The organism is Polaribacter filamentus (assembly GCF_002943715.1).
GTDB classification, from domain to species: domain Bacteria; phylum Bacteroidota; class Bacteroidia; order Flavobacteriales; family Flavobacteriaceae; genus Polaribacter; species Polaribacter filamentus.
On the sequence record NZ_MQUA01000009.1, the window covers coordinates 1 to 12,237 of the forward strand.

Sequence of the window (12,237 nt, forward strand, 5' to 3'; positions counted from 1 at the left end):
AAGCGGTTGGACCTGTTGTTTGTAAATACGCAACTTTATTATTTTATACTGAATTACTTTTGTAAATACTCCAGAAATCTGGATTCCTGTTGATAATTCTACGGTTCCTAAATTTTCTGAATTTAGTAGTTTCTGAGCTCCTTTTAAACCACCAGTTCTTAAAGCCATTGTATTTGCAAATTCATCTAAAACCAAACTTAAATAAGCAAAATCTGGAGTGACAAATAATTGCGGTTGGGGTTTTGTAATATCAAAATTTATAGTTGCTGCGTCAATGGAATAGGGCATTTTTTTAACTTCATCCGTCATGCACCAAGCACTTTCACCAATTGATGATAACAAACCTGCTCCATAAATTTTGGGGCATCTAAAGTGCCTATCAAACCATATTCTACAGACCACCAGTGTAAGTTTCGAATTTGTGCCATTTCTGACAATTCGCCCATATTATTTTGCAACCATTCTACTTTTTCTTGCGCTTCATCTACTTCTTTTTCGATTGAACTTGGGTCTTCTTTTAAGATGGATAAAAGCCTGATTGCTTCATATATTTCATAATCTTTAGAAGATGAAATTGCTTTGCTGCCAACTTCTCCAAAACGTCTTAAATATTCTGCATATTCTGGATTTGCTATAATAGGTGCGTGACCAGCTGCTTCATGAATAATATCTGGCGCTGGCGTATATTCTATATGATTGATAGTTCTCATATCAGAAGCAATTACCAAAACATTATAGGCTTGAAATTCCATAAAAGCATTTGGAGGAAAAAAACCATCTACAGAAACTGCTGCCCAACCAATTTCTTTTAAAATTCTATTCATGCCCTCCATATGCGGAATATTTTCAATAGAAATTCCTGTTTTTTGAAGTCCGGACATGTAGGATTTATGCGCAACTTTGCTTAAATAATCTACATTCATTCGCATTACATATCTCCAAACTGCTTGATTTTGAGGAGTATATTCGTTATAAGGTTGCTTTACAACAAATTTGTGCAAATGTTTTGGTAACTTTTTGTTACCTCATTAAATTCAAAATGTTCTTTCATTAAAGATTTCATAAAGTTTTCAGTACAAAATTACGAATTTTACAATTTAATATGCTTGTTTTCTTGTTAAAAGATCTTTTTTGTATCTTTAAATTTATCAGTAAAAAATATCGAAAATTAAAAAGTAGTTTCTTATAAAATTTATTGATTTTCAAATACTTATTAAAAAAAAAGACTTTCAGCTATGAGTTCAATATCCGGAATGATTACCAGTTTAAAAAATAATAAAAGAACTCGTGTTTCAACTTTTGATAAATTGAAAAATTTTAAGAAAGGGAAAAGTATTCAAGTTGCTTTTGACAAAGAAGCCTCTTCCTACCAACTCAAAAAGATTAAAGAAAAACTTCAAGAAGAAAATAAAAAATTATTAAAAAGGAATATATTGATCATCATTGCTCTTATTTCCGTTATCATTTACGTTATCGGTTTCGTGAAAATTTAAAAAAAGCTTTAAAATATTTCTTATTTTTACAGTATAATTCAGAAAAATGAACAAGAAAGTTATTCTAATGATTTTAGACGGATGGGGAATTACGCAAGACCCAAAAGTATCCGCAATTTACAATGCTAAAATTCCATTTATCAATAGTTTATATGACAAATATCCGAACGCTCAATTAAGAACCGAAGGAGAACATGTTGGTTTGCCAGAGGGTCAAATGGGGAATTCTGAAGTTGGACACATGAATTTAGGTGCTGGTAGAATTGTATATCAGAATTTAGCAAGAATAAACAAAGCTGTTCGAGAAAAAACCTTAGGTAAAGAAAAAGCGTTGTTAGATACTTTTAAATATGCCAAAGAAAATAACAAAAATGTGCATTTATTAGGGTTGGTTTCTAATGGCGGAATTCATGCGCACATTGATCATTTAAAAGGAATTTTGGATGTTGCCAAAGAAAATAACGTTACCAATGTGTTTTTACATGCGTTTACAGACGGACGAGATTGTGACCCTAAATCGGGTTCGTATTTCATCAACGAAGTGCAAGAATACATGAAAAAAAGTACGGGCGAATTAGCAACAGTTACTGGTCGTTATTACGCTATGGATAGAGATAATAGATGGGAACGCGTTAAAATTGCGTACGACGGAATAGTACATGCTGTTGGGACAAAAACTACGGATATTTTGGCGACCATCAACCAAAATTATGAAGCTGGTTTAACGGATGAATTTCACAAGCCAATTGTAATTACAAATGCAGATGGATCTCCAAAAGCACAAATAAAAGAAGGTGATGCTGTCATTTTCTTCAACTACAGAACCGATAGAGGACGCGAATTAACGAATGCTTTAAGTCAGAATGATTTTCCTGAATTCGACATGAAAAAGTTAGATTTGTACTACACAACAATGACTTTGTATGATGAATCTTTTAAAGGTATCAATGTTATATACAACAACGATAATATTAAAAACACCTTAGGCGAAGTTTTATCAAAAGCTGGAAAAAAACAAATTAGAATTGCGGAAACAGAAAAATATCCACATGTAACTTTCTTCTTTTCTGGCGGTCAAGAAGCTCCTTTTGAAGGCGAATCTCGAATTTTAAGAAACTCACCAAAAGTAGCTACCTACGATTTACAACCAGAAATGTCTGCCTACGAATTAAAAGATGCACTTTGTGAAGATTTAGAAAAAGGCGAAGCCGATTTTGTTTGTTTAAACTTTGCAAACGGCGATATGGTTGGGCACACAGGAATTATGGAGGCTGCTATAAAGGCCTGTGAAACTGTAGATGTTTGTGCAAAAGCAGTGATTGAAACTGGTTTGAATAACGGTTATTCAATCTTGTTAATTGCAGATCACGGCAATTGTGAAACGATGATGAACCCTGACGGTTCTCCAAACACAGCACACACAACAAATCCCGTTCCTTTTATTTTGATTGATAAAGATATAAAATCAATAAAAAGTGGAGTTTTAGGCGATATTGCACCGACAATTCTAGAATTAATGGGCGTTGCACAACCAAAAGAAATGACACAAAAATCACTTTTATAATTATGAAAAAAATACTATTCTTATTTTTAGTAACGATTCTTGCGGCTTGTAATTCAGCTAAAAAAGTTACAGAAACAAACACAATTGAAACCGAAAGAATTGAAGTTCAAAAAGTAGCTCCTAAAAGTGTAAATAAAATTGCTAGAGAAATTACTGCTAAAAAAGATGCAAATGGATATTTAATAGGTATTGCTAACAAAGAATCTTTTCAAGATGAAGCTTTTAAAGGCTGGTTTGACAATAGCTATGAGGAATATACAACTGATAAAAAAACGATGGACAAACTTAAAACTGCTATTGAAGGCTATACTATAAAAGGATTTATGGGTAGTTGGTGTGGAGATAGTAAAAGAGAAACACCTCGTTTTTATAAACTTTTAGATGAAACTAGTTTTAATCAAAATGATTTTGAATTAATTACAGTTGATAGAAGTAAAAAAACACCTGATAATCTTCAAGAAGGTTTAAATATTATAAGAGTGCCAACCTTTATTTTTTATAAAGATGGTGAAGAAGTTGGACGTTATGTAGAGTATCCAAGAGAAACTTTAGAGAAAGATATTTTAAAAATTGTAATGGGCCAACCTTACAAACATTCTTACGACAGAAGTCAGTAATTTATTTAATTTCAAGTATTTTTTTGATACTGATTTCACAGATGAACACAGAAAAAAATCTGTGAAATTCGTGTCCTATTTTTTTTAAGCCGTTTTATGCACCATTGTTTGATCAAGAAAATTAATTCCTAATAATTAATAGTAACTTTGCGATTCAATTTTTTATAATGATAAAGATCAAAACCAGAGAAGAAATAGAAATTATGCGCGAAAGTGCATTGGTAGTTTCTAGAACATTAGGAATGCTTGCAAAAGAGGTAAAACCTGGCGTTTCTACTTTATATTTAGACAAACTTGCCGAAGAATTTATAAGAGAACAAGGAGCTATTCCGGGTTTTTTAGGTTTGTATGATTTTCCAAACACCCTTTGTATGAGTCCGAATTCTCAAATTGTTCACGGAATACCGAATAAAAACCCTCTAATTGAAGGAGATATTATATCCATTGATTGTGGCGCTTTAAAAAACGGTTTTTATGGCGATCATGCGTACACTTTTGCCATCGGAGAAATTGATTTGGAAGTTCAAAAATTATTAGAAGTTACCAAAGAAAGTTTATATGTTGGCATCAGAGAGTTTAAAGCGGGTAATAGAGTTGGCGATGTTGGTTTTGCAATTCAGGATTTTACGGAAAAACATGGTTACGGAGTTGTAAGAGAACTTGTTGGTCATGGTTTAGGACGAGAAATGCACGAAGATCCAGAAATGCCAAATTACGGAACAAGAGGAAGAGGAAAGAAATTTGTAGAAGGAATGGTTGTTGCCATTGAACCGATGACAAACTTAGGAACTCATAGAATAAGACAGCATTCTGATGGTTGGACCATTACTACTTTAGATAATAAACCTTCGGCTCATTTTGAACATGATGTAGCCATTGTGAATGGTAAACCAGAGCTTTTATCGACTTTTAAATATGTGAATGAGGCATTGGGGATTGTTACTGATATTGAGGATGAGTTTCGGAATTAGATTTTGATATGGATTTCAATGAGATGCAATTAAAATTTTGACAAGGATTTCACGGATTTTCACGAATTAAAAATAATTAAATAAAGATTCTTCTAAGTTATTTAATTAACACCGTTCAGGAGCTTCACAGAGAAATTATGGAGTATCACAAAATTACTTAAAAAAAAATGACACATATTTCACTGATCTTCAAGGATTAAAGAAAATTTATCAAATTATAATATTATGAATACTCTATTATATAAAGAAGATACATTTAAGATAATTGGAATCTGTATGGAAGTTCACAATCAATTAGGTAAAGGTTTTAGCGAAGTTGTTTATAGTGACGCTTTAGAAATAGAATTTATTGATAATAATATTAAATATTCAAAAGAACAAAAATTTAATATCAGTTATAAAGGAAATATTCTTCCTCATAAATACAGGGCTGATTTTATAATTAATGATACCATAGTTTTAGAAATAAAAGCAATTCATTGTCTGACATCTTCGCATGTAAAACAAACATTAAATTATTTAGCCGTTTCTAAATTAAAAATTGGTTTACTAATCAATTTTGGTGAAGGTAGTTTAAAATATAAACGAGTTATCTTATAATATTATCAGTGAAAATCAGTGAAATCCGTGTCAAAAAACCGCTGTGTAACAACTATGAAAATCTTCAAATCCGTATTAAATACCATCCCTAGACCTTGGCTAATTAAAGCTAGTTATTTAGTGCGTCCAATAATTGCACTTTCTTTAAAAGGCAATAAGTTTACCGATCCAATAGACGGGAAAAGTTTTCGTAAATTTTTACCTTACGGATATAGAAAACAAAGAGAAAATGCACTTTCTCCGTCAACTTTATCACTAGAAAGACATCGATTGATGTGGCTTTTTCTAAAGGATGAAACTGATTTTTTTACATCAGATAGGAGACTAAAAACCTTACACATTGCACCTGAACAATGTTTTTTAAACATTTTTAGAAAACAAAAAAATCTTGATTATTTAACATCAGATTTAGAATCCCCAATTGCAGATGTAAAAGCAGATATTTGCGACTTACCTTTTGAAGATAACTCTTTTGATGTTGTTTTTTGTAATCATGTTTTAGAGCATATTTCTGATGACACAAAAGCAATGCAAGAACTGTTTAGAGTAATGAAAAAAGGCGGATTTGGTATTTTTCAAATTCCGCAAGACATTACCAAAGAAACCACTTTTGAAAACGATTCTATTACCGATAGAAAAGAACGTGCTAAAATTTTTGGTCAATATGATCATGTGCGTATTTATGGCAAAGATTATTTTAACAAACTGCGTTCTGTAGGTTTTAAAGTGGATGAAGTTGATTATACAAAAAAAATCGCTCCAGAAAAACTAGAACGATTTTGCTTAATGAAGAACGAAATTCTTCCTGTTTGTTACAAAGAATAAAATTTATTGATGAAATGTATATGTTGCATATTCTTCAACACGTCCTTCTGTATTAGAAAATAAAAGGATCACTTCTATTTCAGGATGTTTTTTTAAAAACTCCTTCGTTTTTTCTAAACCCATTGCCATAAAAGCAGTTGCATAGGCGTCAACATCTGCGCAATCTTTACTTGCAATTACAGAAGCACTTAATAAATTACTTTCTGTTGCAAAACCCGTTTTAGGATTTATGGTGTGTACATATTTTTTTCCATCATCAGCAATTCTAAACTTTCTATAATTCCCGGAAGTTGCCATTGATTTATTAGAAAGGTTAATATTTTTGAAACCTCCATTTTCCTTTGCACTTGCTGGATCTACAACTCTAATTAGCCAAGGTTTCTGATTCTTTTTCGTCCCTTTTGCTCTTATTTCTCCGCCTATTTCAATTAAATAATTTTCTATTTTTTTTTCATCAAAAAAACGAGCAACCAAATCGATTCCGAAACCTTTTGCAATGGCATTAAAATCTAAATATATTTTTGGATCCTCTTTAACTACCTTTCCTTTACTGATAGAAATTTTTTCTAAACCAACAAATAGCATTTGCGCTTTTATTTCTTCTTCTGTAAGATTGTTTCTTTCATTTTCAGGCCCAAATCCGTAAGCATTTACTAAATTTCCAACCGTTGGATCAAAAAAACCATCTGTTTCTTTGTAGATTCTTTTTGATTTTTCGAAAACTTCAGAAAAAATAGCATCCACAACTATTGTGGTATCGCCATTATTAATTTTAGAAATATCTGAAGTAGAAATATATGTAGATGTAGCGCTGTTTATCAACAAAAATAGACTGTCTAACGAATCTTGGTAATTAATAGCTGAATTTAAGTAGGTTATTTTATAAGTTGTCCCAAAAACTAGGCCTTGTAACGTATAATCCCTGTTCTGAACCTCTTTCTTACATGCTATTAAAATTGATGAAATGATAAGAAAAGCGACTATTATTTTGAGTTTCATGAATTTCTTAATTTTTGTACAAAAATAGTGTATAAATTTTTCACAATTTATTGTTAAACACACTTTTTATTGGTACATTTTGTTAAATTTGTAGATAAATTTAATTAATATAAAGATGAAAAAATATCAATATTATTATTAACCGCTGTTTTGGTAAGTTCTTGTGTTTCTAAGAAAAAATTTGTTGAATTAGAAACAAAACACGATTTATCTAAAACAGAATTAGTAGATCTAAAAGCAAATTTACAAAAATGTTTAATTGACAATGAAAGAGAATCTACCAAGGTTTTTACTTTGTTAGAGCAAATAAAATATTTACAAGAGGATAAAAAAACAGCTTTAAAACAAGTTGAAAACTTAACTGTTTTAACACAATCTTCTTCTGACAATATTAAAACTGTTATTTCTCAATTAAGTGAAAAAGACAAGTACATTAATGGTATTAGAGAAGCAATGACTCAAAAAGACTCATTAAATCTAGCTATTAAGTTTCATTTAACTAAAAACTTAACTGATGGGATTAGAGATGAAGATATCGAGGTAAACGTTGAAAAAACGGTCGTTTTTATCTCAATTTCGGATAAATTATTATTTAAAAGCGGAAGCTATAATGTAACTGATAAAGCATATACTGTTTTAGAAAAGATTGCAAAAGTAATTAATGACCAACCTACTATGGAAGTGATGATTGAAGGCCATACAGACACCACTCCAATAAAAAGAGATATCATTCAAGATAACTGGGATTTATCTGCTTTGAGAGCTACTTCAATTACAAGAATTTTACAATATAAATACGGTGTTCAACCAGAAAGATTAATTGCTGCGGGTAGAAGTCAATATATTCCTTTAGCACCAAATGATACTGCTGCAAATAAATCTATAAACAGAAGAACAAAAATTATTATCATGCCTAAATTAAATCAATTCTTTGAATTGTTAGAGCAAGATGCTACTAAATAATTTTTAAACTTTACATTATTTTAAAACCCAACTCAAATGAGTTGGGTTTTACTTTTTTAGATGATTTCTTAAACTTGACTTTCTCAAAAAAAACCACTAACTTCGTTTAACTTCTGATAAAATGAATTAAAACTCACCTTATCATTATAGTTAGCAAATATTAAAATGAAAATAGTAAAACTTATAATAATTGTTTTGTTTTTTACAAACATTACACTTGGTCAAAACTATTTAGGTTATTCCAATGATAGCTTAAAAATTAAATCCGTTTTTCTAAAAGAAACAGTAAGTCTTAACCTACATATTCCGGAAACATTTAACTTTTCAGCAAAATCAACAAAATATCCAATCACAATAATTTTTGATAGTCAACACGAAAGAACGTATCCTCAAATAATAAATTCAATTGATTTATTGACTAATGAATCTCAAATACCAGAAACAATTATAATTGGAGTGCCTTTTAATCGCAATAATAGGTATTACTTAACTTCTAGTCAGAAAAATAAAAACGATTCTTTATTAGGTATTGAAAGAATGGAAAGGTTTCTTTTTAATGAACTTATTCCAAAACTTCAAAAAGAGTTTAAAGCAAACGACTATATAACTCTTGTTGGACATTCAAGGACTGCTTTTTTAGTCAATTATTTAACCACAAAACAAAGTAAAAAAATTGATATCGCAATTGCGTTAAGTGGATTTTACAATAATAAACCTTTGTCTATTGAGAATTTCAAATCTTATATTTCAGACTCTTCTAATTTTCTTAATAAGTTTAATTATTATTTTACTGCTGGAAGCACTTTGGAAGAAGAAACATATCTAACTGAATGTAAAGATGTATCTGATTATATTTCCAAAACCGAAATGCCAAAAAACTTTGTAGGACGTTTTGCCGAAAGCAAAAACGCTAACCATATGACCAACTATTGGGTTTCAGCACCTTCTATTTTTATGGACGCATACGCTGATTATAATTCAATCCTAAATAACTGGTTTTATATCAAGTTAAAAAAAGATACTATCGAAAAGCCAATAGAGGAATTTAAATCTGATTTAGAACAAACAGGTAAAAAATTAGGGTTTGAGGTAAATCCTAACCTAACTCATATATTTTCATTAGCGAGTTCTTTTGGATATGAGAAAAAAGACATTCAAACAGCTATTGACTTTATTAAACTAGGGCAAAAGTATTATCCTAATTATCCTGATTTTGATTTAGAACTTATTGGATACTATAATCAGCTCAATAATCTCAAAATGTCAGAATATTATAAAACAGAATATAGAAATAAAGTTATGTCAAGAAAGGATATTAGTGAACGAGAAAAAACTGAACTATTTAAAAAAATTGAAGAAGAAAAAACGTTTGCTAACACCGTGTATGGTTAGTTGCGAGTTTTAAGCACCAAAGTTAGCAAATAAAACACAGATAGAAAGTCCGCAAGGACTTCGTAAATTGGCAGAAACCAAGCAATTAATTATACACGGTGTTAGCAAACGTTTTTATTCTTCTTCAATTTTTTTAATAGTTCAGTTTTTTCTCGTTCACTAATATCCTTTCTTGACATAACTTTATTTCTATATTCTGTTTTATAATATTCTGACATTTTGAGATTATTGAGCTGATTATAGTATCCAATAAGTTCTAAATCAAAATCAGGATAATTAGGATAATACTTTTGCCCTAGTTTAATAAAGTCAATAGCTGTTTGAATGTCTTTTTTCTCATATCCAAAAGAACTCGCTAATGAAAATATATGAGTTAGGTTAGGATTTACCTCAAACCCTAATTTTTTACCTGTTTGTTCTAAATCAGATTTAAATTCCTCTATTGGCTTTTCGATAGTATCTTTTTTTAACTTGATATAAAACCAGTTATTTAGGATTGAATTATAATCAGCGTATGCGTCCATAAAAATAGAAGGTGCTGAAACCCAATAGTTGGTCATATGGTTAGCGTTTTTGCTTTCGGCAAAACGTCCTACAAAGTTTTTGGCATTTCGGTTTTGGAAATATAATCAGATACATCTTTACATTCAGTTAGATATGTTTCTTCTTCCAAAGTGCTTCCAGCAGTAAAATAATAATTAAACTTATTAAGAAAATTAGAAGAGTCTGAAATATAAGATTTGAAATTCTCAATAGACAAAGGTTTATTATTGTAAAATCCACTTAACGCAATTGCGATATCATTTTTTTACTTTGTTTTGTGGTTAAATAATTGACTAAAAAAGCAGTCCTTGAATGTCCAACAAGAGTTATATAGTCTTTGCTTTAAACTCTTTTTGAAGTTTTGGAATAAGTTCATTAAAAAGAAACCTTTCCATTCTTTCAATACCTAATAAAGAATCGTTTTTATTTTTCTGACTAGAAGTTAAGTAATACCTATTATTGCGATTAAAAGGCACTCCAATTATAATTGTTTCTGGTATTTGAGATTCATTAGTCAATAAATCAATTGAATTTATTATTTGAGGATACGTTCTTTCGTGTTGACTATCAAAAATTATTGTGATTGGATATTTTGTTGATTTTGCTGAAAAGTTAAATGTTTCCGGAATATGTAGGTTAAGACTTACTGTTTCTTTTAGAAAAACGGATTTAATTTTTAAGCTATCATTGGAATAACCTAAATAGTTTTGACCAAGTGTAATGTTTGTAAAAACAAAACAATTATTATAAGTTTTACTATTTTCATTTTAATATTTGCTAACTATAATGATAAGGTGAGTTTTAATTCATTTTATCAGAAGTTAAACGAAGTTAGTGGTTTTTTTTGAAAAGTCAAGTTTAGAAATCATCTAAAAAGTAAACCCAACTCATTTGAGTTGGGTTTAAAATAATGTAAAGTTTAAAAATTATTTAGTAGCATCTTGCTCTAACAATTCAAAGAATTGATTTAATTTAGGCATGATAATAATTTTTGTTCTTCTGTTTATAGATTTATTTGCAGCAGTATCATTTGGTGCTAAAGGAATATATTGACTTCTACCCGCAGCAATTAATCTTTCTGGTTGAACACCGTATTTATATTGTAAAATTCTTGTAATTGAAGTAGCTCTCAAAGCAGATAAATCCCAGTTATCTTGAATGATATCTCTTTTTATTGGAGTGGTGTCTGTATGGCCTTCAATCATCACTTCCATAGTAGGTTGGTCATTAATTACTTTTGCAATCTTTTCTAAAACAGTATATGCTTTATCAGTTACATTATAGCTTCCGCTTTTAAATAATAATTTATCCGAAATTGAGATAAAAACGACCGTTTTTTCAACGTTTACCTCGATATCTTCATCTCTAATCCCATCAGTTAAGTTTTTAGTTAAATGAAACTTAATAGCTAGATTTAATGAGTCTTTTTGAGTCATTGCTTCTCTAATACCATTAATGTACTTGTCTTTTTCACTTAATTGAGAAATAACAGTTTTAATATTGTCAGAAGAAGATTGTGTTAAAACAGTTAAGTTTTCAACTTGTTTAAAGCTGTTTTTTTATCCTCTTGTAAATTTTTATTTGCTCTAACAAAGTAAAAACCTGGTAGATTCTCTTTCATTGTCAATTAAACATTTTTGTAAATTTGCTTTTAGATCTACTAATTCTGTTTTAGATAAATCGTGTTTTGTTTCTAATTCAACAAATTTTTTCTTAGAAACACAAGAACTTACCAAAACAGCGGTTAATAATAATATGATATTTTTTCATCTTTATATTAATTAAATTTATCTACAAATTTAACAAAATGTACCAATAAAAGTGTGTTTAACAATAATTGTGAAAAATTTATACACTATTTTTGTACAAAAATTAAGAAATTCATGAAACTCAAAATAATAGTCGCTTTTCTTATCATTTCATCAATTTTAATAGCATGTAAGAAAGAGTTCAGAACAGGGATTATACGTTACAAGGCCTAGTTTTTGGGACAACTTAAAATAACCTACTTAAATTCAGCTATTAATTACCAAGATTCGTTAGACAGTCTATTTTTGTTGATAAACAGCGCTACATCTACATATATTTCTACTTCAGATATTTCTAAAATTAATAATGGCGATACCCAATAGTTGTGGATGCTATTTTTTCTGAAGTTTTCGAAAAATCAAAAAGAATCTACAAAGAAACAGATGGTTTTTTTGATCCAACGGTTGGAAATTTAGTAAATGCTTACGGATTTGGGCCTGAAAATGAAAGAAACAATCTTA

The 12,237-nt window shown here is 29.7% G+C and carries 14 protein-coding genes and 1 pseudogene; 10 read left to right on the forward strand and 5 right to left on the reverse strand.

From position 1 onward, the window contains the following. Positions 1-1,051, reverse strand: a pseudogene (locus BST83_RS01850) (aromatic amino acid hydroxylase); the annotation flags it as partial. Positions 1,052-1,253: 202 nt separating this feature from the next. On the opposite strand from BST83_RS01850, the gene BST83_RS01855 reads away from it, so the two are divergent. The 6 genes from BST83_RS01855 to BST83_RS01880 all read left to right on the forward strand — a co-directional run bounded on the left by BST83_RS01855 (position 1,254) and on the right by BST83_RS01880 (position 6,070). Further along, the gene (locus tag BST83_RS01855; RefSeq protein WP_146092093.1) at positions 1,254-1,493 is read left to right on the forward strand and encodes a hypothetical protein; all 240 of its coding nucleotides are present in this window, start codon (positions 1,254-1,256) and stop codon (positions 1,491-1,493) included. Between the two features lie 46 nt (positions 1,494-1,539). Then, positions 1,540-3,057, forward strand: coding sequence for a 2,3-bisphosphoglycerate-independent phosphoglycerate mutase (gene gpmI / locus BST83_RS01860; protein WP_104808335.1), 1,518 nt, complete (start codon positions 1,540-1,542; stop codon positions 3,055-3,057). Between the two features lie 2 nt (positions 3,058-3,059). Continuing rightward, a complete protein-coding gene (locus BST83_RS01865; RefSeq protein ID WP_104808336.1) occupies positions 3,060-3,674 on the forward strand; it encodes a thioredoxin family protein in 615 nt (204 codons plus the stop codon). A gap of 167 nt (positions 3,675-3,841) precedes the next feature. Then, positions 3,842-4,645 (forward strand): type I methionyl aminopeptidase, encoded by an 804-nt coding sequence (gene map / locus BST83_RS01870; RefSeq protein ID WP_104808337.1) that lies wholly within the window; start codon positions 3,842-3,844, stop codon positions 4,643-4,645. Positions 4,646-4,870: 225 nt separating this feature from the next. Further along, positions 4,871-5,245, forward strand: a complete 375-nt coding sequence (locus BST83_RS01875; protein ID WP_104808338.1) for a GxxExxY protein — start codon at positions 4,871-4,873, stop codon at positions 5,243-5,245. A 54-nt stretch (positions 5,246-5,299) separates the two neighbouring features. After that, positions 5,300-6,070 carry a class I SAM-dependent methyltransferase gene (locus BST83_RS01880; RefSeq protein WP_104808339.1) on the forward strand — a complete coding sequence of 257 codons (771 nt, stop codon included), beginning with the start codon at positions 5,300-5,302 and terminating at the stop codon, positions 6,068-6,070. Between the two features lie 3 nt (positions 6,071-6,073). Here the strand turns inward: BST83_RS01880 and BST83_RS01885 are convergent, their stop codons facing one another. Further along, complete coding sequence (locus BST83_RS01885) at positions 6,074-7,069, reverse strand: FAD:protein FMN transferase (protein ID WP_104808340.1); 996 nt, start codon at positions 7,067-7,069, stop codon at positions 6,074-6,076. Between the two features lie 150 nt (positions 7,070-7,219). Here BST83_RS01885 and BST83_RS01890 point away from each other — a divergent pair, with 150 nt between their 5' ends. Continuing rightward, a complete protein-coding gene (locus tag BST83_RS01890) occupies positions 7,220-8,032 on the forward strand; it encodes an OmpA/MotB family protein (RefSeq protein WP_240614608.1) in 813 nt (270 codons plus the stop codon). A gap of 165 nt (positions 8,033-8,197) precedes the next feature. Beyond that, the gene (locus BST83_RS01895; RefSeq protein WP_104808342.1) at positions 8,198-9,424 is read left to right on the forward strand and encodes an alpha/beta hydrolase-fold protein; all 1,227 of its coding nucleotides are present in this window, start codon (positions 8,198-8,200) and stop codon (positions 9,422-9,424) included. Positions 9,425-9,525: 101 nt separating this feature from the next. Here BST83_RS01895 and BST83_RS01900 read toward each other — a convergent pair whose 3' ends face one another. The 3 genes from BST83_RS01900 to BST83_RS20310 all read right to left on the reverse strand — a co-directional run bounded on the left by BST83_RS01900 (position 9,526) and on the right by BST83_RS20310 (position 11,403). Continuing rightward, positions 9,526-9,984: a hypothetical protein gene (locus BST83_RS01900; protein ID WP_104808343.1), complete on the reverse strand. Its 459-nt coding sequence runs from the start codon at positions 9,982-9,984 to the stop codon at positions 9,526-9,528. Between the two features lie 309 nt (positions 9,985-10,293). Beyond that, complete coding sequence (locus BST83_RS21300) at positions 10,294-10,689, reverse strand: alpha/beta hydrolase-fold protein (RefSeq protein WP_146092094.1); 396 nt, start codon at positions 10,687-10,689, stop codon at positions 10,294-10,296. 204 nt (positions 10,690-10,893) lie between these two features. Next, positions 10,894-11,403: an OmpA/MotB family protein gene (locus tag BST83_RS20310; RefSeq protein ID WP_240614609.1), complete on the reverse strand. Its 510-nt coding sequence runs from the start codon at positions 11,401-11,403 to the stop codon at positions 10,894-10,896. 549 nt (positions 11,404-11,952) lie between these two features. On the opposite strand from BST83_RS20310, the gene BST83_RS21305 reads away from it, so the two are divergent. Together BST83_RS21305 and BST83_RS21310 are read left to right on the forward strand one after the other, a co-directional pair. Continuing rightward, positions 11,953-12,099 (forward strand): hypothetical protein, encoded by a 147-nt coding sequence (locus BST83_RS21305; protein WP_367889129.1) that lies wholly within the window; start codon positions 11,953-11,955, stop codon positions 12,097-12,099. A gap of 2 nt (positions 12,100-12,101) precedes the next feature. Beyond that, the coding region (locus BST83_RS21310; RefSeq protein ID WP_367889130.1) for an FAD:protein FMN transferase at positions 12,102-12,237 on the forward strand (136 nt) is incomplete at its 3' end.